Source organism: Neorhizobium sp. T25_27 (assembly GCF_002968565.1).
GTDB lineage: Bacteria > Pseudomonadota > Alphaproteobacteria > Rhizobiales > Rhizobiaceae > Neorhizobium > Neorhizobium tomejilense.
Genome location: NZ_PVBJ01000001.1, coordinates 957,190 through 977,056 on the forward strand (window position 1 = coordinate 957,190; position 19,867 = coordinate 977,056).

21 protein-coding genes are annotated in these 19,867 nt (G+C 62.3%); 8 read left to right on the forward strand and 13 right to left on the reverse strand.

The genetic code is table 11. The features are described from left to right. The first annotated feature begins 71 nt into the window (after nucleotides 1-71). A complete protein-coding gene (locus tag C5J24_RS04800) occupies nucleotides 72-1,124 on the forward strand; it encodes a LacI family transcriptional regulator (RefSeq protein ID WP_105403514.1) in 1,053 nt (350 codons plus the stop codon). 68 nt (nucleotides 1,125-1,192) lie between these two features. On the opposite strand, the gene gndA is transcribed toward C5J24_RS04800, so the two are convergent. Next, the gene (gndA, locus tag C5J24_RS04805; RefSeq protein WP_105415975.1) at nucleotides 1,193-2,626 is read right to left on the reverse strand and encodes an NADP-dependent phosphogluconate dehydrogenase; all 1,434 of its coding nucleotides are present in this window, start codon (nucleotides 2,624-2,626) and stop codon (nucleotides 1,193-1,195) included. Between the two features lie 203 nt (nucleotides 2,627-2,829). Between gndA and C5J24_RS04810 the strand changes: the two genes are divergently transcribed. The 3 genes from C5J24_RS04810 (at nucleotide 2,830) to C5J24_RS04820 (ending at nucleotide 4,430) form a co-directional block, all read left to right on the forward strand. Further along, a complete protein-coding gene (locus C5J24_RS04810; RefSeq protein ID WP_172723845.1) occupies nucleotides 2,830-3,588 on the forward strand; it encodes a helix-turn-helix domain-containing protein in 759 nt (252 codons plus the stop codon). Nucleotides 3,589-3,656: 68 nt separating this feature from the next. Continuing rightward, entirely contained in the window at nucleotides 3,657-4,064 is a 408-nt protein-coding gene (locus C5J24_RS04815; protein WP_105415979.1) for a polyketide cyclase, read from the forward strand. A gap of 9 nt (nucleotides 4,065-4,073) precedes the next feature. Beyond that, nucleotides 4,074-4,430 carry a VOC family protein gene (locus C5J24_RS04820; protein WP_105415981.1) on the forward strand — a complete coding sequence of 119 codons (357 nt, stop codon included), beginning with the start codon at nucleotides 4,074-4,076 and terminating at the stop codon, nucleotides 4,428-4,430. A gap of 3 nt (nucleotides 4,431-4,433) precedes the next feature. On the opposite strand, the gene C5J24_RS04825 is transcribed toward C5J24_RS04820, so the two are convergent. From C5J24_RS04825 to C5J24_RS04860, 8 genes are all read right to left on the reverse strand, one after another. After that, complete coding sequence (locus tag C5J24_RS04825) at nucleotides 4,434-5,147, reverse strand: PAS domain-containing protein (RefSeq protein ID WP_105415983.1); 714 nt, start codon at nucleotides 5,145-5,147, stop codon at nucleotides 4,434-4,436. 171 nt (nucleotides 5,148-5,318) lie between these two features. Beyond that, complete coding sequence (locus tag C5J24_RS04830; RefSeq protein WP_105415985.1) at nucleotides 5,319-6,248, reverse strand: lipid A biosynthesis lauroyl acyltransferase; 930 nt, start codon at nucleotides 6,246-6,248, stop codon at nucleotides 5,319-5,321. A 10-nt stretch (nucleotides 6,249-6,258) separates the two neighbouring features. Continuing rightward, nucleotides 6,259-7,287 (reverse strand): zinc-binding dehydrogenase, encoded by a 1,029-nt coding sequence (locus tag C5J24_RS04835; RefSeq protein WP_007760295.1) that lies wholly within the window; start codon nucleotides 7,285-7,287, stop codon nucleotides 6,259-6,261. Nucleotides 7,288-7,346: 59 nt separating this feature from the next. After that, nucleotides 7,347-8,633 carry a beta-ketoacyl-ACP synthase gene (locus C5J24_RS04840; protein ID WP_105415987.1) on the reverse strand — a complete coding sequence of 429 codons (1,287 nt, stop codon included), beginning with the start codon at nucleotides 8,631-8,633 and terminating at the stop codon, nucleotides 7,347-7,349. Nucleotides 8,634-8,644: 11 nt separating this feature from the next. After that, nucleotides 8,645-9,844, reverse strand: coding sequence for a beta-ketoacyl-ACP synthase (locus C5J24_RS04845; RefSeq protein ID WP_105415989.1), 1,200 nt, complete (start codon nucleotides 9,842-9,844; stop codon nucleotides 8,645-8,647). A gap of 39 nt (nucleotides 9,845-9,883) precedes the next feature. Continuing rightward, on the reverse strand, nucleotides 9,884-10,357 hold the full coding sequence (locus C5J24_RS04850) for a 3-hydroxyacyl-ACP dehydratase FabZ family protein (protein ID WP_037082199.1): 474 nt from the start codon (nucleotides 10,355-10,357) through the stop codon (nucleotides 9,884-9,886). 31 nt (nucleotides 10,358-10,388) lie between these two features. Next, nucleotides 10,389-10,673, reverse strand: coding sequence for an acyl carrier protein (locus C5J24_RS04855; protein ID WP_092662234.1), 285 nt, complete (start codon nucleotides 10,671-10,673; stop codon nucleotides 10,389-10,391). A gap of 117 nt (nucleotides 10,674-10,790) precedes the next feature. Next, entirely contained in the window at nucleotides 10,791-11,762 is a 972-nt protein-coding gene (locus C5J24_RS04860; RefSeq protein ID WP_105415991.1) for a nucleoside hydrolase, read from the reverse strand. A gap of 178 nt (nucleotides 11,763-11,940) precedes the next feature. Between C5J24_RS04860 and C5J24_RS04865 the strand changes: the two genes are divergently transcribed. Then, complete coding sequence (locus tag C5J24_RS04865) at nucleotides 11,941-12,726, forward strand: TSUP family transporter (RefSeq protein WP_172723846.1); 786 nt, start codon at nucleotides 11,941-11,943, stop codon at nucleotides 12,724-12,726. Here C5J24_RS04865 and cobU read toward each other — a convergent pair. Continuing rightward, nucleotides 12,723-13,244: a bifunctional adenosylcobinamide kinase/adenosylcobinamide-phosphate guanylyltransferase gene (gene cobU / locus C5J24_RS04870; RefSeq protein ID WP_105415993.1), complete on the reverse strand. Its 522-nt coding sequence runs from the start codon at nucleotides 13,242-13,244 to the stop codon at nucleotides 12,723-12,725. The genes C5J24_RS04865 and cobU overlap by 4 nt on opposite strands. A 742-nt stretch (nucleotides 13,245-13,986) precedes the next feature. Between cobU and C5J24_RS04875 the strand changes: the two genes are divergently transcribed. From C5J24_RS04875 to C5J24_RS04885, 3 genes are all read left to right on the forward strand, one after another. Continuing rightward, complete coding sequence (locus C5J24_RS04875) at nucleotides 13,987-14,982, forward strand: ABC transporter substrate-binding protein (protein ID WP_105415995.1); 996 nt, start codon at nucleotides 13,987-13,989, stop codon at nucleotides 14,980-14,982. 118 nt (nucleotides 14,983-15,100) lie between these two features. Then, entirely contained in the window at nucleotides 15,101-16,114 is a 1,014-nt protein-coding gene (bmt, locus tag C5J24_RS04880; protein ID WP_105415997.1) for a betaine--homocysteine S-methyltransferase, read from the forward strand. A 23-nt stretch (nucleotides 16,115-16,137) separates the two neighbouring features. Beyond that, complete coding sequence (locus C5J24_RS04885) at nucleotides 16,138-16,482, forward strand: hypothetical protein (RefSeq protein WP_105415999.1); 345 nt, start codon at nucleotides 16,138-16,140, stop codon at nucleotides 16,480-16,482. A gap of 7 nt (nucleotides 16,483-16,489) precedes the next feature. Here the strand turns inward: C5J24_RS04885 and C5J24_RS04890 are convergent, their stop codons facing one another. The 3 genes from C5J24_RS04890 to C5J24_RS04900 all read right to left on the reverse strand — a co-directional run bounded on the left by C5J24_RS04890 (nucleotide 16,490) and on the right by C5J24_RS04900 (nucleotide 19,860). Further along, a complete protein-coding gene (locus tag C5J24_RS04890) occupies nucleotides 16,490-18,568 on the reverse strand; it encodes a von Willebrand factor type A domain-containing protein (RefSeq protein ID WP_371673716.1) in 2,079 nt (692 codons plus the stop codon). A gap of 2 nt (nucleotides 18,569-18,570) precedes the next feature. Next, a complete protein-coding gene (locus C5J24_RS04895) occupies nucleotides 18,571-19,098 on the reverse strand; it encodes an RNA polymerase sigma factor (protein ID WP_105416003.1) in 528 nt (175 codons plus the stop codon). An 84-nt stretch (nucleotides 19,099-19,182) separates the two neighbouring features. Continuing rightward, on the reverse strand, nucleotides 19,183-19,860 hold the full coding sequence (locus C5J24_RS04900; RefSeq protein WP_105416005.1) for a ferredoxin: 678 nt from the start codon (nucleotides 19,858-19,860) through the stop codon (nucleotides 19,183-19,185). Nucleotides 19,861-19,867 lie beyond the last annotated feature (7 nt).

A 19,867-nucleotide genomic window follows, 5' to 3' on the forward strand; every position in this document is an offset into this window, starting at 1 on the left:
GTCGCGACGTTTCCGGGCAAGCTTCGGCCCTTTATAGTGGCCACCTGACTCGGGGGCAGCGACGGCAAATCATGGATGACAGCGGAAGACCAAGGACGGGCGGAACGCAGACGGCGGTACGTGAACGTCCTACCTTGAAAACGATCGCCTATATGACGGGCCTCGGCATCACCACCGTTTCGCGGGCGCTGAAGGATGCGCCGGATATCGGGGCCGACACCAAGGAGCGCGTTCGCCTCGTCGCCAACCAGCTCGGCTACCAGCCGAACCGCGCCGGCGTGCGCCTTAGAACCGGCAAGACCAATGTCATCGCCCTGGTGCTCAGCATCGATGAGGAGCTGATGGGCTTCACCAGCCAGATGGTGCATGGCATTTCGGAGGTGCTGGGCGGCACGCAATATCACCTCGTGGTGACGCCGCATTCCTTCCAGAAGGACCCGATGGTGCCGGTACGCTATATCCTCGACACTGGCTCGGCGGACGGAGTGATCATCTCGCGGATCGAGCCCGACGACGCGCGGGTACGGCTGATGACGGAGCGGAACCTGCCCTTCGTCACCCACGGCCGCACCGACATGGGAATAATCCATCCCTACCACGACTATGACAACGAGGCTTATGCCTATAAGGCCGTCCAGAAACTTGTAGAAAAAGGCCGCCGGAGGATCGCGTTCCTGTCGCCGGGAAGCCGCTTCTCCTTCTACGTCCACAGCCGCGTGGGCTTCGAACGCGGGCTTGCCGATTTCGGTGCAACCGAAGTGCCTATGGGCCGGGTGACCAGCGAGACGCCGCTTGAAGAAACCCGCGCCTATGCGGAACGCATGATGCGCGCTGCCGAGCCTCCGGACGGCATCATCTCGATCAGCGGATCGGCGACGATCGCGCTGGTGGCCGGACTCGAGGCGGCGGGCAAGAAACTGGGCCACGACGTCGACATGGTATCGAAGCAGTCAGCCGATTTCCTCAACTGGATTCGGCCGGAGATCTATACGGTGAGCGAGGATATCCGCCAGGCCGGGCGGGAACTCGCCAAGGCCCTGATGGCGCGCATCGACGGCGTCGGGCCAGAACTGCTGCAGAGCGTCGCCAGCCCCGTCTGGTCGAAGATGGCGCCCAAGGACTAAGCACTAGGGACCAAAACAAAAACGCCCGCCGGATCCGGCGGGCGTTTTTGCGTTGCGTGGATCAACGATCAGGCAAATTCGCTAAGGCCGCTGCCCCACGGGCCGTGATGCTTGTCGACGCCGTCGAGGCGGTCGAAGCCATGGGCGCCGAAGAAGTCGCGCTGCGCCTGGATGAGGTTAGCCGTGCCGCGGCCGCGACGATAGGCGTCGAAATAGGAGAGCGCCGAGGAAAGCGCCGGAACCGGCAGGCCGGAGAGAGCGGCGTAGGACACGACGCGACGCAGCGGGGCGTCGGTATCCTTGACCATCTGCGCGAAGGCCGGCGTGACGATCAGGTTCGCCACATGCGGATCCTTGGTGAAGGCCGACGTGATCTCGTCGAGGAAGGCCGAGCGGATGATGCAGCCGGCGCGCCAGATCTTGGCGATGGTCGGCATCGGCAGGTTCCAGTTGTATTCGGCGGACGCTGCCGACATGACGGCGAAACCCTGCGCATAGGCGGCGATCTTGGCAGCGAGCAGCGCGCTTTCGAGGTCGGCGATGAAGGCAGCCTTATCCTTCGGCGCTTCCGCGACCTTCGGGAGGCCGAAGATCTTTTCGGCAGCCAGGCGTTCGGTTCTCTGGGACGAGAGGACACGGCCGGCGACGGCAGCTTCGATGGCGGTCGCGGCGACACCCATGTTCTGGGCCTCGATGACCGACCACTTGCCGGTGCCCTTCTGACCGGCGGCATCGACGATGACATCGACCATCGGCTTGCTGGAAATCGGATCGGCGGCGGTCAGGACCGTCTGGCTGATCTCGATCAGATAGGAATTGAGGCGACCCTCGTTCCACTTGCCGAACACGTCGCCGATTTCGGTGGCGCTCATGCCGAGGCCATCGCGCAGGATGCCGTAGATTTCGGCGATCATCTGCATGTCGGCATATTCGATACCGTTATGGATGGTCTTGACAAAATGGCCGGCGCCGTTTTCGCCGAGCCAGGCGACGCAGGGCTCGTCGTTGAATTTTGCCGAGATCGAGGTCAGTACCTTCTCGACGCGCTTCCAGCTGTCCTCGGTGCCGCCGACCATGATCGACGGCCCGTGGCGCGCACCTTCTTCACCACCGGAGACGCCCATGCCGATGAAGGTCAGGCCGCTGTCCTTCAGATTGTCGAAGCGGCGCATCGTGTCGCGGAAATTGGCATTGCCGGCATCGATCATGATGTCGCCGGCCGAAAGGTAAGGCTTCAGAAGCTCCATCTGCTGATCGACCGGATCACCGGCCTTGATCATGATGATGATCGGCCGCGGCGGGCGGATGGCGGCGACGAATTCCTCGAGCGTCTCGCAGGGGACAAGCTGGCCCTGCAGTTCGCCGGCCTCGGCGTAGAACTTGCGGGTCGCTTCCGGAGACCGGTTGAAGACGGCGATCTTGTTGCCTTTTTCGGCAATGTTGAGCGAGAGGTTTGAGCCCATGACGCCGAGCCCGATAAGGCCGATTTCTGCCTGTTCCACGGATGTGCCTCCATAATGAGATTCGAGGGTGTTGTCGCATTCATATAGGGAAACGGCAAGGCGATGGCGACGCTAAACGATTAAATTTCCATGACACTCCGTCTTCGCCACGGCGACGCAGCGACCTGTTTTCTCAGAGGCGGACGGCGTCTTGCGGCTGCCAAATTCGGATGCCACAAGGAAGTATGAATACGGCCAAAGATATGCGCAAGGATACGCCGATACTGGCAATGCGCGCCGGCACTTACCGAGAGCGACCGGCGCACGGGCCGCTTTCGAGGCTGTTTTTCCGTGTCTGGTCGCACCGCCTGCCGCAGGGTTTCGAGGGCCAGATTGCGGTGGTGCCGGACGGCTGCGCGGACCTGATCTGGGCCGGCGGTCAACTGATGGTGATCGGCCCCGACCGCACAGCCGCCTTTCCTACACTTACCCCCGGTGAAACCATCCTCGGCCTGCGCTTCAGGCCGGGTGCGGCCCTGCACTGGCTCGACGTGCCGCTCCGGGAGCTGGTCGGACGAGTCGTGCCGCTCCGCGAACTCCGGGACGACGTCCGGACGATGGAAGAACGGCTGGCCGAAGAGGATTGTGCAATGGAAAGGCGACGGCTGTTTGATGGTTGGGCGGCAGGAGAGGCATCACTGGCCGCCGACCCCCAGAACTTGATGGGAACGCTCTTCGATGAGCTCGGCAGCGGCGCGCTGCAGGGCATGTCGGCGAAGCAGGCGCTCGGCGAACGCACCTTGCGCCGCCGGAGCCACGATCACTTCGGGTATGGGCCGAAAACGCTTGAACGCATCCTTCGCCTCCAGCGCTTTCTTCGCATGGTGCGCCAGCCCGCATCCGGGAACCTCGCTCTTCTCGCGCTTGAAGCCGGCTATTCCGATCAGGCGCATATGACGCGGGACGTGAAGGAGCTGACGACTTTGACGCCGAGAGAAATTCGCGGGCAACTTTGCAGCTGATTGTCCGTTTTGTTCAAGAACCGCTGTTTCTCATCGGCTAGACCGAGGGAGAAAACGAGGATTCCGCCATGACCACCCTGCCCGCCCGTATCATTCATATCGGCATCGAGAGACCTTGGCAGCACGTCTACGCCTTCGCGAGCCAGCCTAAAAATATGCCGCTCTGGGCATCCGGCCTTGCCGCCGGGCTTACCCAGGACGGTGACGACTGGATCGGCGACGGCGGACCGGTCGGCCTGGTGCGCGTGCGGTTCTCGCCCGACAATCCATTCGGCATCCTCGACCACACGGTGACGATGGAAGACGGCCTCGTCGTCGAAACCCCCCTACGCGTGGTGGCGAACGGCGATGGCGCGGAAGTCATGTTCACGCTGTTCCAGCGCCCGGACCTTGACGACTCGGCTTTCGAGGCAGATGCCGCCCATGTGCGGAAGGATCTCAGGACGCTGAAGAACCTGCTGGAAGAAAGGAAATAGGAGGATCCCATGGGAACCAAGGGAGCGGATCGCAAGATCGACTATATCGAATTCAATGTGAAGGACGTCGAAGCTGCCAAGGCCTTTTACGGCTCGGCCTTCGGCTGGACTTTCACGGACTACGGACCGGATTACTGCGAGTTCCAGGACGGAAGGCTGACGGGTGGATTTGCGAAATCGGCGGATGTAACAGCCAAGGGCGGCCCACTCGTCATTCTCTTCGCGGACGATCTGGAAGACGCCCTTCGGCGGACCGAAAAAGCCGGCGGCAGCATCGTCAAGCCGATCTTCTCATTTCCTGGCGGACGGCGTTTCCACTTTGCCGATCCGGAAGGCTACGAGTTGGCCATCTGGTCGGACAAGTAAAGGTCAGGCCGCGGGGCGCCGGCGTCGGTCGGCAGTTTCCTGCATCACCAGAAGCGCGCCGATTAGCTGTGACGATCCAGAAACGCAGGGCGACATGCGGCAACGGACGACGACCGTCTGGCCGTCGGTCTGATCGGCGTAAGTCAACGATATGCTCTCGCCCGCAAAGCAGCGATCGAGATTCGGCTTGAAGTCGTTCTTGAAACGGTGGAGGCCGACGAACTCCGCGAAATGCCGGCCGATCAGTGCGTCGCGATCGAGATCGAGACGGCGTGCGTTGGTCTCGTTGGAGTAGAATATCCGATAGCCCGGCGCGATCACCACGATACGGTCGGAGATCCGGTTGAGCAGGGCGTCGTCGAGAAAACCGTCTGCCGTCGCATCGGCGATCACCGCGTGCTCGTGCGGTTCCGGCTTCGGACGGCGATTGGCCGACAGGCCGGTCTCAGGAACGACGTAGCGTTCCACCAGCATCTGCAGCAGATGTCCGTTGCGACGGACGCAGCCGCGATCGTCGGCCTCTTCGTTCAGGAGATCGAGTGCGAAGCGGAATTGTGCCTGGATGCTGACCGGATCCTTGCTCTGGCTCGAAAACACGGCGAGCAGAAGCGGATCGAGGTCACGATCGAGCGAGGCGGTTGCATCATCGTCGTTGCGTTCGACGGCCTGCCGCAGATCGGCATATTTTGACCAGAACAGATCGATCAATGCTTCCAAAATGCCCTCCCCCTCGTGCCGGAGATTATCGCCGATTCTTCCCCAAGATCGGCGCCTCCCAATATTCAATGCGATTCAGATTAATTTATCCCTCAAAAGCAAACCCAATTTTTGGCCGGTGACTTAAAGCAGAAACCGCAGCAACGCGGCCCGAAAAGTCTCAAAATCTGCTTATAGATAGCGCTTGATATGCCACCGGTCGTGGTACCAGAGCCATTGTTCGGGATATTCGCGAACCCAGCTCTCCACCTTGTCGTTGAGGAGCTGCCCAGTCGCCTGGAGATCTAGTTTGCCGTTGGCGTCCCGCGGCAGTTCTACCTTCGGTTCGATCTCGAGCCGGAAACGATTGCCCGGCAGTCGGATGCAGCGAGCCGGATAGACTTCGGCATCGAACTGCCGAACCAGCTTTGCGAGCAATGGGCTCGTCTGGACGGGCTGACCGAAAAAGCTGGTCTTGAGGCCCTTGCGGAATTTCTGATCCACCAGGACGCCGACACCGCCGCCGGTTTCGAGCTTGCGCGCCAGCGCAAAGGACGAGCCGGCATGCGAAGGCACGAGCTGGCCCATGCGGGCGCTGCGGAAGGCGAAGACCTTGTCGGCGATATAAGGATTGTTCGGCGGCCGGAAGAGAACCGTCACTTCGAGGCCGAACGCATTGCCGGCGACCGGCAGCAGTTCGAAATTGCCCGTGTGGGCCGTGAAAACGATGAACGGCCGCGGATTGTCGCGCAGGTCAGCGAAGATCGGAATGCCGGAGACTTCCACCCTGCCCGGCTTGTCCTGTTCCGGATCGAAATCGAACAGCCGGTCGAGGAAGACGTATTCGGCGGCGAGCCGGCCCATATGGCCCCAGCTCGCTATGGCGATCTCCTCAAGCTCCTCGTCTGTCTTTTCCGGATAGGCGTTGCGCAGGTTGACGAGCATCAGCTTGTGGCGGCCGAGCTTCGGCCCGATGCGACGTGCCATCCGGTCGGCGAACCGGATGCCCGGATCCGCGGGAAAAATCTTCAGGAAATTCAGGAGCCCGAACGCGCTCTGCGCCACCAGCCATTGCTGGAAGTGGAGTAGCGCCAGAGCGATCCGGGTAAGGAACATCTTCACGGGGGACGCCTCAGTCCATCCGGAGCACGATCTTGCCGAACACCTGGCGGGTTTCCATCCGTTCCAGCGCCTTATCGATCTCGGCGAAGGTGACTTCCGTGTCGATGACCGGATGAACGATGCCTTGCGCCATCTTCTGCATGGCATTCGCCATGTTCTCCATGCGGCAGCCGAACGAGCCGAACAGCTTCAGCTGCTGCTGGAACAGCATCATCAGGTTCATGTCGGTCGAAACGCCTGACGTGGAGCCGCAGGTGACGAGCCGCCCGCCGCGCTTCATGCACAGCATCGAGCCGGCCCAGGTGTCCTTGCCGACATGTTCGAAGACGACGTCGACGCCCTTTTTCTTGGTGAGCTTGCGCACCACGCCTTCAAACCGGTCGGTGCGGTAGTTGATGACGTGATCGGCGCCGAGCGCCTTGGCCCGTTCGATCTTGTCGTCCGAACCGACCGTGGTGATCACCGTGCAGCCGATCTTCTTGGCGAGCTGGATGGCCGCGGTGCCGATGCCCGAGCCGCCGGCATGGACCAGAATGGTTTCACCCGGCTGCAGCTTGGCATTGTCGAACAGCATGTGCTCGACGGTCCCGAAGGTGACCGGTGCAAGCGCTGCGGCAACCGCATCGACGCCCGGAGGTGCAGGCACGAGCAGGCGGGCCGGCAGGTTGGCTTTTTCCTGCGCGAAACCGTCGAGGTGGAAGCCGTGCACGCCGGACACGTGTTCGCAGAGATTGTCGCGCTTCTCGCGGCAGGGCTTGCAGAGGCCGCAGGTGCGCGCGCCGTAGATCGACACGAGCTGGCCCGGCAGGACGTTCGAAACGCCTGGCCCGATCGCCTCGACGACGCCGGAGGCTTCCGCTCCGATCGTCAGCGGCATCTTGCGCTTGGCGAACGCCATGCCGCGCCAGCCCCAGACGTCGATATGGTTGAGCGCGACGGCCTTGACCCGCAGCGTTACCTCGCCTGGGCCAGGGGCCTCGGGCTCGGGAATGTCCACCGCTTCGAGCTTCCGGTCATCGATCAGTTGCAGAGCGCGCATAATAGGTCTTCCTTCGCCCGGAGGCGTCCCAATTCGTCAAACGTGATTGGCGACGGTCTCTAAGCCGGTTCCAGCGCCATGACAAGGCTGGCGTTCTGTCCGCCGAAGCCGAATGAGTTGGAAAGGACCGCCGTCGGCTGTCCATCCCGCTTTTTGTTCGGCACGACATCGAGCACGATCGTCGGATCGGGGTTGGTGTAGTTGATGGTCGGCGGCAGCGTACCGGTCAGCATCGTCTGGATCGAGAAGACGGCTTCGACGGCGCCGGCCGCAGTCAGCGTATGGCCGATCATCGACTTGTTGGAGGAAACAGGGATTTCCTTCAGCCGATCGCCGAAGACGGCGAGCATCGCGCCATATTCCATCTTGTCGTTTTCCGGCGTCGAGGTGCCGTGCGCGTTGATATAGCCGATGCTACCCTCGTCCATGCCCGCGTCTGCCAACGCCGCGCGGATCGTCGCAATCGCCGGGCCGCCGTCCGGCGAGGAACGGGTGCGGTGGAAATGGTCGGCCTTTTCGCCGCAGCCCTTCATGATGCCGAGCACCTTGGCACCGCGGGCGATTGCCGATTCGAGCGATTCGAGCACCAGCGTCGCCGCCCCTTCGGCGATGACGAACCCGTCGCGATCCTTGCTGAACGGCTTGGAAGCCTTTTCCGGCGGGTCGTTCTGGGTGGAGAGTGCGGAAAGGAGCGAGAAACGGATCAGTGCCTCGGCGCTGACCGAGCCGTCGGTCGCGACAACCAACGAACGGTCGGTACGGCCCTGGCGGATCGCTTCGACGCCGAGCTGGATGGCCGTGACACCGGAGGCGCAGGCCGTCGAGAGGGTCACGGGCAGTCCGCGGGTGCCGAACTTGTCGGCAAGGCGTTCGGAGATCGAGCCGAACTGCACGGCTTCGAGGAAGACCGGGTCGGCACGTTCGCGCATTGCGGCTAGGAACCGGTCATAGGCATCGCCTTCGGCCTTCGACGGCGGAGCGCGGTCGGCAAGCGCGAAACGATCGCTCCATTCCGGCTCTACCGGCGGTGCCGCAAGAAAGAGCGGCCCGTCGAAATCGCCGGAAAGACCCGACTGGGCGAGCGCCTCGGTGGTTGTCTCGCGGGCAAAGGCGAAGGAACGCTCGACAGAGTTTTCAGCCGGAACGGCGATGAAATCCACCGTGCCGCTGATCCGGGTGGACAGGCCCTCGGTCGGGAAGCGGGTCACCTTGTGGATGCCGGAGGTGCCAGACGTCAGCGCCGCCCAGTTGTCGGCGAGGCCCTGGCCGAGCGAGGTGATGACACCCATGCCGGTAATCGCGATGATCGGCCGGCCGAGATGATCCTTGAAGCGGTTGTCGCTCATCAAAATCTCCTTTACGCGGCCGAGAGGACCGCAAGGCCCTCGCCGCGCGTATAACCGACGGTCGTCACCACTGCGTGTTTCGCAGGCGCCGTCATCGGCTTTTCGTTCTGGGTATCGAATGTGGGCACTGTGGCTGCGCCGTCCAAGGTCAGTGCCGCAAGCGCCAGACCCAATGGGAACTGCGCCTCCATGCCGTGGCCGGTGATACCGCCAAATCCGCGGATCGCGGCGCCGGGGAGTTCGGTCTCCAGTAGCGCTTTCTCCCGCGTCGAGAGATCGACGACGCCGCTTGCGCCCGAAAACACGATCGTATCGGCCTTCGAAATACCCGAAGCGTGGCCGGCGAGACGGGTGATGCGCTTTTCGAGGCGGCCCTCGTCACGATTGCCGCGATCGCCCTCGATCGCGTCGATGACGGCGTAGATATGGGCGCCGCGCGCTTGCGCATGGGCGCGCGATTCGAGCACCAGGAAGGCCCCGACCGTACCCATGATCATGCCGCCGCCATTGTCGGCCGAGCGTGACCAGAGCGGATGCCAGCCGCCCGTCGCATGCGCCTGGATGCCTTCGACCAGAAGAATGATGTCGGCCCGTTCGGCGACGAAGGCGCCGCCGACGAGGCTGTGGGTGGATTGGCCTGCCTTGATGCGGTGGAAGGCGGTCTCGACGGCCGAAATGCCGGCCGCTTCTTCGCCCATGAACGTGCGCGACGAACCGGTGACCTTGTGGACGATCGAGATATTGCCGGCGACCAGGTTGGAAAGCTGGGCCAGAAACAGCGTCGGGCGGAGCTCGGTGGTCAGCTTCTCGTTCAAGAGCATTTCGCGGTCGTTGCGCTTCAGCGCTTCGTCGACGATCAGCGAATCGACCTTGATGTCGCGCTCGCCGCCACCGGCGGCCACGATCATGTCCATGGAGGCGCAGGCGTCCGCATCGGTCTTCAGGCCGGCGTCGTCGAGCGCAAGGCCTGCGGAAAACACGCCGAGCCGCTGCCAGTTCTCCATCTGGCGCTGGTCGCCGCGCTTGGCGATCTGCGCCGACCAGTCGATCTCCGGCATCGGATGCACCGGATACGGCGCGAAACGATCGGTCTCGACTTTCGGGGCACCCGCTTCCGGCGACGACAGGAGCGCGATATGCGGCTCCTTGCCCACGCCCTGGCTGGTGACGATCCCGATACCAGTGATCACGACATCATTGTCAGACTTCATAATGTCCTCTTTGACCCACCGGACTGAACGGGCGGGCTTTTATGCGCTTGCGGCAATCGCATCCATCAGGCCGACCTCTTCCGCACGCTTGCGGATGACCGGCGCCAGCGGGATTTCGCTGAACGGCATGGTGCGCAGTTTGAGCTGTGCATCGCAGACCTTCTTGCCGTTACACGTGATCTTTGCCTTGGTCACCGCGTAACCGGACCCCTCATGCTCCAGAAACGCCTCGATGTCGAGAACCGCGTCAGGCTCCACAAAGGCGCGCATCTTGGCGCCGTCGACCGACATCAGGAACGGCATGGCGGCGAAATCGGTGGCGGCAAGCACCAGGAAACCGGAGGCCTGCGCCATGGTCTCGATCAGGAGCACGCCCGGCACCAGCGGCATTCCGGGAAAATGGCCTTCGAAGACAGGGCTTTTGGAAGGCACGACAGACCGCGCCTTCAACACTTTGGCCCCAAGATCGACCGCTTCGACGCGGTCGATCATCTGGAAATATTCGAGCAGCATGAGTTTGCCGGCCCGGGATGATCAGTGACGATCAGCCCTTGGCCGCCTTCAGCTCGTCGATCTTGGCACACAGGTTCTTCAGCACGAAGTACTCTTCGGTCGAAACCTTGCCCTCGTTAACTTCCTGGGTCCACTGTTCCAGCGGAATCTTGATCCCGAATTCCTTGTCGATGGCGAACACGATATCCAGGAAATCCAGGCTGTCGATGCCCAGGTCGTCGATCGTGTGGCTTTCCGGCGTGATCGTCTCGCGATCGATTTCGCTGGTCTCAGCGATGATGTCGGCAACTTTATCGAATGTAGCTGTCACGCCCATGTCCTTTGTCGAATATCAAAATCAAGGTTCCACATAGGGAAATCGATCACAAATGCCAATGGCTTCGTCTTCCCGCATGAAAATTTGCATCGGAACTGTTGCCTAAACAGCAATCGCCTAGGCGCCGGAGGCCCTGCTCTCGACCAGCGCAGCCCGGATCACCTCCAGTACCTCGCCCGATCGGACGTCGGTGCAGACCCACTGGCTCGGCTGGCCGTCCCAGGCCGTGCCAATAAATTTGCGGCCGCTGTCGGGGGCCTGTATCGTTTCGCCGTCGGCAATGCCGCCGCAGACGACTCGCACCGCGCCGCTGCGGAGAATGAAGAGGTCCGGCCGTACCAGATAGACGCAGGCCGTGCTGTCATGCACCGCCATGCCGGCGATGCCGACCCGGCTCTTGTAGAACTCGATGTAATATTGCGACAGGTCGGATAGCAGCTGCACCGCCTTTTCGCCCGACTTGGCCATGTCGGCAAGATACTCCCCGGTCATGATCGTCTTCAGCGTCACGTCGAGCCCGACGATGGTGACCTTCCACGGCGTGGTGAAGATGATGTCGGCGGCTTCCGGATCGCCATGGATATTGGCTTCCGCTGCCGGCGTGACGTTGCCGTTCACATCGAAGGCGCCGCCCATTACGACGACTTCCTTGACGAGGCCGGCAAAATCCGGATCGGCCTGCAGCGCCAGCGCCAGGTTTGTCATGCGGCCGACGGCGATCAGCGTCACCTCGCCCGGATTGTCGCGGACGGTATCGATGATGAACTGGTAGGCGGGACGCGGATCGAGCGGCCAGTCGATCGTCTCAGGCAGGCCGATATTGCCGAGACCGTCCAGACCGTGCACGACGGAAGCGGCGCGATCGTCGCTTCGCAGCGGATCGATCGTTCTGTCGGCGCCTCTGGCGATCGGCGCGGAGATTTCCCATTCCTGATGCAGGAACTGCGCATTACGGGTGGTGAGATCGAGGGACACATTGCCGAAAACGGTCGTCACGCCGAGAAGATCGATTTCCGGGTGCCGGTGCAGAAAGAGCAGCGCCATCGCATCGTCAACGCCGGGGTCCGTATCGAAAATGACCTTGTGCATAAGCTTTTCCTCGTTCGGCTCTTCGAAAGCCGCGCACAATAGCGCCAAACCGATGATGCGCAATCCCGGAAGCAACATGGCTGGGGTCCCGCTGGAGGCGGTTGCAGTCGCGACGGTTCGATGCGAGAAGCACGCCGCACCCGTCCGGATGCGCTTTCGCCGACAGAGTCTCCTTCCCTTGACCGACCTTGCATTCCAACTCCTCTTCCTGCTGTTTCTTGCTGCGATTTTTGCCGGTTTCGTCGATTCGATCGCCGGCGGTGGCGGGCTCATCACCATTCCGGTCATGCTGATCGCCGGCATCCCGCCGCTCGAATCGCTTGCTACGAACAAACTGCAGTCGCAGTTCGGGTCGGCATCCGCGACGATCGCCTATGCGCGCCGTGGCCATGTGAACTTGAAAAGCCAGTTGCCGATGGCGGCCATGTCGATGGTCGGCGGGGCCGTCGGTGCCGTGCTCGCGTCGCTGGTGCCGGCAGGTTGGCTTGCCGCGGTAATCCCGTTCCTGCTGATCGCCATCGCGCTGTTCTTCGCCATCAAGCCCAATCTCAACGATATCGACAGTCACCGTCGGGTGACACCCTTCGTGTTCGGGGTGACGATCGTTCCGTTGGTCGGCCTGTATGACGGCATATTCGGGCCTGGCGCCGGCTCGTTCTACATGCTCGGTTTCGTGCTGCTCGCCGGCTTTGGCATGCTGAAGGCGACCGCCCATACCAAGCTCATCAATCTCGGCTCGAATTTCGGCTCGTTCCTGGTCTTTGCGGCAACCGGGTCCGTGCTTTGGAAGATTGGCCTGATCATGGGCGTCGGCCAGTTCCTCGGCGCCCAGGTCGGCTCACGGCTGGCCATGAAGAACGGCGCGAAGCTGATCAAGCCGCTGCTCGTCATCTCCTGCCTGGCGCTCGCCCTGAAGCTGCTCGCCGACCCGACCCATCCCGTCCGCGTCTGGCTCGGCTTCTAGCCCTTCATCCTGAGCGGCAGACCGGCGGCGACGAAGAAGACCTCTTCGGCAGATGCCGCGATCCGCTGATGCAGCCTTCCGGCATGGTCCCTGAACTCCCTCGCCATTCTGTTGTCCGGCACGATGCCGAGGCCGACCTCGTTGGAGACGACGATCAGTTTCGCCGAGAGGCTTTCGAACCGGCGCACGAATGCGGCGGCGGCAGTGTCGATATCGCGCTCGTCCATCATCAGGTTGGTGAGCCAGAGCGTCAGGCAATCGACAAGGATGACCCTCCCCCGCGCATCGATGTCGGTCAGGGTCTCCACCAGATCGAGCGGCACTTCATGCGTGGTCCAGCCTTCTCCGCGATCGACACGATGCCGGGCGATGCGCTCGCGCATCTCGTCGTCGTAGGCACGACCGGTGGCAACGTAGTGCCGTTCCAGGCCGCTCTCCTTGGCAAGCCTTTCCGAAAACCCGGATTTGCCCGAGCGGGCGCCGCCGAGGACAAGGGTGACGTGACCGGTGCGTGTCATGGAGAAAATGGCCTGAACCAGAGGGGACCGGACGATTCGTAGACAGGAGGCGTCCGGCCCTGTTGGTGATGATGTCTCTGGATTCGCATTACGGTCAAATGGTGCAGCTATATACGCGAAGTGTCAACCAACACCCGCTTTGCCGTCGCTCGACTTCGTCGCCGCAGGCAGCCACGGCTGGCCGGGTCCGGCCAGCCGATTTCGGCCACAAATCCGCGCATTTGGCAAAGGAGGCCGTGGCCCCGTATTTGACAATCGTGAATTTGACAACGATCAGAAGATGAAGTGTCCGCGGGCCAACAGAACGGGCCTGCCATCGGACGGCAAGGGCGACCGGTACGCACTACCTGATCCGGCGCCAAGCGCGAGCTAACCGCCCGCATGAAAAGCAATAACGCGACATTCTTACCGGATGGTTAGTGAACTCCGTAAGTCGCGCGTTTTTCTCAATTTTCTGTTCTTTCCGCAAGAATGACGACGTGAATAGCGGCGGCTACTGGAAAAAGGCCCAGCCTGACACGACACTGTTTCGCGCTCGCGGGTCTGCGAATCTTGATTTCTGAGGAGGAAGACGTACCGTGATTTGAACTGACATAATAAATGCACAGTATCCGTGGAAAGCTGTCGCAGATGCGAACGAGACCTATACTCTCATCGGCCTGCTCGGACTGAATCCAACAGTGTGCACCACCTCGCGCTCGATTGAAGTGAACAGTGAAAGGAAAGACCGGGAGGTCCCAAAATGAAAAAAATCCTCGCTTCCATGGTCTTCGCCGGCGGTCTCTATGCTTTTGCAGGTTCGGCACAAGCTGATTGTGGTTCAGTCTCGATCGCCGAAATGAACTGGGCTTCGGCCGGCATTGCGGCCAATCTCGACAAGATCATCCTCGAACAAGGTTTCGGCTGCACGGTCCAGCTCGTCCCGGGCGACACGCTTCCGACCTTCACGTCCATGAACGAAAGAGGCCAGCCGGATCTGGCACCGGAGTTCTGGATCAACTCGGTGCGCACCACACTCGACAAGGCCGTTGCCGAGGGCCGCATGATCGTCGGCGCGGAGATCCTCTCCGACGGGGCCGTCGAAGGCTGGTGGATCCCGAAATTCTTGGCCGACGCCCATCCCGATATCAAGACCGTGCAGCAGGCACTGACGCATCCGGATCTTTTCCCGGCAACCCAGAAGCCCGGAAGGGGTGCCATCTATAACTGCCCGTCTGGCTGGAGCTGCCAGGTTTCGACCGCCAACCTTTTCCGGGCGCTTGGCGCCGAGGAAAAGAAATTTGATCTGATCGATACCGGCACTGCCGCCGGCCTTGACGGTTCGATCACCAACGCCTTCGAGAAAAAGACCGGCTGGCTCGGCTACTACTGGGCGCCGACCGCCTTCCTCGGCAAATACGAGATGGTGAAGCTCTCCTTCAACGTTCCGCACGACAAGGCCGATTGGGACGCCTGCACCGCCGTGCCGAACTGCCCGAATCCGAAGGTCAACTCCTATCCGACGTCCCAGGCCTTCACTCTGGTCACCAAACAATTCGCCCAGAAGGCCGAGGTGGCGATGGACTATATCAAGAGGCGCAAGTGGACCAATACGACGGTCAACAGCGTGCTCGCCTGGCAGGAAGCGAACAAGAGCACCAACGAAGCCGCCGCCAAACATTTTCTGCAAAGCAGTCCGGATATCTGGACCAAGTGGGTCGCTCCGGACGTCGCCGACAAGATCAAGGCAGCGCTCTGACGCGATTGTCTGAACCGGCGCTGCTGAAGCCGCCGGCGTCGCGAAGAGGCATGTGGCTGCGAGTTGCAATCATATAAAGGTTTCTTTATATGATATTTCCATTGCAAGGAGCGCCGCCATGCCGACCGCCAACGCACTGACCGAACTTCTGGCCGAAAAGGGCGTGCTGCTGGCCGACGGCGCGACCGGCACCAATCTCTTCGCCATGGGCCTGGAAGCCGGCGAAGCGCCGGAACTGTGGAATGAGGCCGCGCCTGAAAAGATCGAGAAGCTGCATCAGGATTTCGTCGATGCGGGCGCCGACATCATCCTCACCAATTCCTTCGGCGGCACGCGCCAGCGGCTGAAGCTGCACAAGGCTGAAGGCCGGGTGCACGAACTCAACCGGCTTGCGGCCGAGATTGCCCGCAAGGTGGCTGACGGAGCGGGCCGCAAGGTGATCGTCGCGGGTTCAGTCGGACCGACCGGCGAATTGTTCGTTCCGCTCGGCGCCCTGACCCACGAGGATGCGGTCGCCGCCTTCGCGGAACAGATCGAGGGCCTGAAGGCCGGCGGCGCCGATATCGCCTGGATCGAGACGATGTCCGCGCCGGAAGAAATCCGCGCGGCGGCCGAAGCTGCCGTCAGGGCCGGGTTGCCCTATACCTATACCGGCTCTTTCGACACGGCCGGCAGGACGATGATGGGCCTCGATCCCAAGCAGATCCACGGCGTGGCGAAGGATGTCGGCGAAGGCCCAGTCGCGGCCGGTGCCAATTGCGGCGTCGGCGCCTCCGATATCCTGTCGAGCCTGCTCGACATCACCGCCGCCGATCCTGACGCCGTCACCATCGTCAAGGGCAATTGCGGCATTCCGGAATTTCGCGGCGCCGAGATTTTCTATTCGGGCACGCCGCCGCTGATGGCCGAATATGCGAGGCTCGCCCGCGATGCCGGCGCAAGGATCATCGGCGGATGCTGCGGCACGTCCTGCGAACACCTGGCCGCCATGCGCGCCGCACTCGACGATTATACCCCTCGGCCGCGACCGACGATCGAGGAAATCGTCGACAAGATCGGCCCGCTGCGCAATAAGACAGCCAGTGAATCGGGCGGAGATTCCGGCCGGGAAAGACGCCGCCGCCGCGGCTGACCGTTGGGCTGAAGGACACAGACATGGCAAACATATCCCCGATCGGCAGCCGGGAAACGGTAGCGGAGAGCCTTTCCACTTTCTCGGTCGAAAATCAGTCCTGGCTGATGCTGCTGATGGACAATCCGACGTCCGACGACCTGCTGCTCGATGGTTTGCACCTCTACCTGCATAACGCGTCGGAAGCGAAGTTCCTGAATTCGCTGAAGCTGCAGAAGTGCGGCGAGTGGATCGGCGACATCGCCCCTGCCCGGCTGCAGATCCGGCTGATGGAGGCGGCGAAATCCAGCCAGCACCCGGCCTATTCAGCGTTTCGCGACGGGCTCGCCCGCTCCGGTGGGCTGGAGCGGGCATACCCCAAGGTTTGAGTGCCGCCTAACGACGGTCCAGGGTTTCGGCGAGCCGCACCAGGTCGAGGAACCCGGCTCGATATCCGAACGCATCCTCGCCGCGGGCATTGCGAGCCATGTCGAGGATCAAGCGGTAGGGATAGGCGTCGAGGGCATCGGTGCCGCGCAGTTTCTGACCGAAGGCGGCGACGGCCGTGGCGAAGCGCACATCCTGAGGCGCCGCCGAGAAGTCGCGTACCGCATTCATCTCCGTGACAACAGTGGTGATCAGCTTGCTGGTGTCGCCATCCGGCTGCTTGTAGCGGATTTTGACGAAGGCCATTTCATCGGAGACCGGGATTGGCGCCGACGCCGCGGCCGGGCCGTAACGGAGCGGGTCGTTGAGCGCCGAGGCACTGCCTTTCGGCGTCACCTCGTAAATCGCCGTCACCGCATGGCCGGAGCCGATATCGCCGGCATCCACCCGGTCGTTGTTGAAATCCTCGCGCTTCAGCGCCCGGGTCTCGTAACCGACCAGACGATATTCGTCGATCTGTTGCGGATTGAACTCCACCTGGATCTTGACGTCCTTGGCGATCGGGAAAAGCGTCGAACCGGCCTCGTCGACAAGCGCCTTCTGCGCCTCGGCGAGCGTATCGATATAGGCGGCCGTGCCATTGCCGTTCTGAGCGAGCGTCTGCATCAGGCTGTCGTTGAGATTGCCCTTTCCGAAACCGAGAACCGACAGGAAGATGCCGTCCTTGCGGCGCTGCTCGATGATCCGCTTGAGCTCTTCGTCGCTCGAAACGCCCACGTTGAAATCGCCGTCGGTCGCCAGCATCACCCGGTTGACGCCGCCCTGGATGAAGGCCTGGCGGGCCAGGCGATAGGCCGCATCGATGCCTTCGGCGCCGGCCGTCGAGCCGCCGGGCCGCAGATTGTCGATTGCAGCGAGAATCTTGTCCCGCTCACGGGCGGACGTCGGCTCAAGCACCGTCCCGGCATTGCCTGCATAGGTGACGATCGAGACCTTGTCCTCCGGTTTCAGCTTGCCGACCAGCAGCCGGAAAGCGCTTTTCAAGAGCGGCAGCTTGTCCGGCGCGTTCATCGAGCCCGAGACGTCGATCAGGAAAACGAGATTGGCGGCAGGCTGCGCGGCCGGCGCGGTCTCGAGGCCCTTGATCGCAACATGCATCAGCCTCGTGCCGCTATTCCACGGCGTCGGCGTGACGGTGACGGTGGTGCGGAACGGTTCGTCGACCGTCTGCGGCCGTGGCCAGTCATAGGGGAAATAATTGATCATCTCCTCGACACGCACACTGTCGGGATCAGGCAGATGTCCCTCCAGCAGCGAGCGTCGGACGAAGGCGTAGGACGCGGCATCGACGTCGACGGAGAAGGTCGAAACCGGATCGGTCGCGACGCTCTTTACCGGATTGGTGTTCGCATTGGCGAAACGGTCGCGGCTTTCTTCGAGTGTCGGCAGGATTTCGCGCTCGGTTGGCGCATAACGGGGAGCGGCGGCCAATGGTACCGCGCGCTCAGCCATGACCGGCGGCGGTGCCACGGGAGCGGGCGTAACCGCTTGAGCGGGCGCCACGCTTCCTTTGGCCGCGCCACCGCTGGCCTCCCGCTTGTTCAGCAGCCCGGCGATATCCGAAGCGGAAAAATCGCTTTGCCTGGAGGGTTGAGCCGATTGTGCAGCGTCACTCTCCCGTACCGCTTCCTGCTGCCGCGGCTCACTCGGCTTCGCGACTGGCGGCACCGGACCTCTTTCCACAGTGGGCTTCGGCGCGTCCAGGACTTGCGGCAGGGCGACCTGGCCTGAGTTCGGCAGGTTTCCGCGCGTCAGTTCGAATGTCAGCAGTACGGCTGTGGGAATGATCAGCATCGTCGCAAGCGCAGAGCCGGCGAGATAACGGTGTTGGGTGACCATGCGAGTGCTCCAGATCCGGTTGAGAACGGAGCTTTGACGCTGCCACCAGGAACTTCCTTTGCCGCGTGCGGCATTTTTTTCCGTCTCGTCGAACGCCTGCATGGCGGCGGCAAGCGCACGGGCGCGTGCCGCATCGGAAGCGCGGGGCGCCGGCGCGAGGTTGCCGAGCTGGTCGAATTCGTCCGTCATGGTCAAACCGCCTCCTTCTTCAGAAGGTCCTTCAATCGTTTGCGAGCCTCGTGCAGATGCCAGGAGACCGTGTTTTCGCTGCAGTCGAGAACACCCGCCGCAGCCGCATGTGAGAGCCCTTCGCCATGAACCAGCAGGACCGCATCCCGCTGCTTTTCCGGCAGGCGGCGCACCGCGGCCCACAGCCAGTTGCCGCGATCGTCTTCCTCCGGCTCCAGATGCGAAAAGAAGATCGGGTCGTTTGCAAGCCGGTCCTGGTCCCGTCGCCGGCGGGAGGACTGGCGCTGATGGTCGCGCACCGCATTCAGTGTCAGCGTGTAGAGCCAGGTGCGGAACGCCGACTGCCCCTTGAAGCTGCGGATCGCCTTGCCCAGGCGGATACAGACATCCTGGGCGATGTCTTCCGCATCGCTTTGCGAGCCGCACCAGCGCCAGGCGACGGCATGAATGAAATCGTAATGCGCCGCGACGAGCGCTGAAAACGCTTTGCGGTCGCCTTGGCATGCCTTATCGAGGATTTCCGCGCTCACTTATCCGCCCGCTTTTCCGTCGCTCAAGAGCTTAGACGTTTCGCTCGGGAAATTCCTTGGGTACCCAGGAAAAACTTTTTTCGCTCACCGCACCAGCGCTTCCATATGGAACCGGAGCTGCCCCGGCGGGTAGCGATGTTGCATACCGACCGGACAGGAATTGCGGGCAGCACAGCCGGAGACCATGCAGGTCACCTTGCCCGCATCGCTTGCAAGATAGGCGCTGCATCGGGGAATGTCGAAGCCCGACAGGCCGACCGCATTGACGGGACAGGCCGACAGGCAGGGTTTTTCGGCGCAACTCTCGCAAGGATGCTCGGCTGCACCAGGCGAATTCTCGATCGCAAACGGAAAACCGAGAGCGCCGCGATAACCGTGCCAGAGCCCGAACTGCGGATGGATGAGGATGCCGAGCGGCGACGACTTCAGACCTTCGGCCTTCATCGCCCATTGCTGGAACGGCTGCCAGGGCGGATCAGACGGGAAATAGGCAGCGGCTCCGAGCTGTTCGGCGAGCGGCCGGATCAGGGACTTCGACCACGTATCGAGGGGATCGGGACCGTCACGGCCTTTTCGCCATTCCGTGAACGACGGCCAGATCGAACCGCCGACATTGCCGAGCAATACGACGGACCTGGCAAGTGCGCCGTCACCCAGCAACGGCCCCTCGCCCGTTCCGAAATTCACCACCCCGCGGATCAGGATGCCGTGGGGTTCGAGCCCCGCGGCAATCTCGTCGAGAACTGGTGAAGGCGGCCTCACCGAGGCC

Coding starts and splice junctions, on each gene's coding strand:
- C5J24_RS04800 (WP_105403514.1), top strand. CDS start 72: ATGGATGACAGCGGAAGACCAAGGACGGGCGGAACGCAGACGGCGGTA.
- C5J24_RS04810 (WP_172723845.1), top strand. CDS start 2,830: ATGCGCAAGGATACGCCGATACTGGCAATGCGCGCCGGCACTTACCGA.
- C5J24_RS04815 (WP_105415979.1), top strand. CDS start 3,657: ATGACCACCCTGCCCGCCCGTATCATTCATATCGGCATCGAGAGACCT.
- C5J24_RS04820 (WP_105415981.1), top strand. CDS start 4,074: ATGGGAACCAAGGGAGCGGATCGCAAGATCGACTATATCGAATTCAAT.
- C5J24_RS04835 (WP_007760295.1), bottom strand. CDS start 7,287: ATGCGCGCTCTGCAACTGATCGATGACCGGAAGCTCGAAGCGGTGGAC.
- C5J24_RS04840 (WP_105415987.1), bottom strand. CDS start 8,633: ATGAGCGACAACCGCTTCAAGGATCATCTCGGCCGGCCGATCATCGCG.
- C5J24_RS04845 (WP_105415989.1), bottom strand. CDS start 9,844: ATGAAGTCTGACAATGATGTCGTGATCACTGGTATCGGGATCGTCACC.
- C5J24_RS04850 (WP_037082199.1), bottom strand. CDS start 10,357: ATGCTGCTCGAATATTTCCAGATGATCGACCGCGTCGAAGCGGTCGAT.
- C5J24_RS04855 (WP_092662234.1), bottom strand. CDS start 10,673: ATGGGCGTGACAGCTACATTCGATAAAGTTGCCGACATCATCGCTGAG.
- C5J24_RS04860 (WP_105415991.1), bottom strand. CDS start 11,762: ATGCACAAGGTCATTTTCGATACGGACCCCGGCGTTGACGATGCGATG.
- cobU (WP_105415993.1), bottom strand. CDS start 13,244: ATGACACGCACCGGTCACGTCACCCTTGTCCTCGGCGGCGCCCGCTCG.
- C5J24_RS04875 (WP_105415995.1), top strand. CDS start 13,987: ATGAAAAAAATCCTCGCTTCCATGGTCTTCGCCGGCGGTCTCTATGCT.
- bmt (WP_105415997.1), top strand. CDS start 15,101: ATGCCGACCGCCAACGCACTGACCGAACTTCTGGCCGAAAAGGGCGTG.
- C5J24_RS04885 (WP_105415999.1), top strand. CDS start 16,138: ATGGCAAACATATCCCCGATCGGCAGCCGGGAAACGGTAGCGGAGAGC.
- C5J24_RS04890 (WP_371673716.1), bottom strand. CDS start 18,568: ATGACGGACGAATTCGACCAGCTCGGCAACCTCGCGCCGGCGCCCCGC.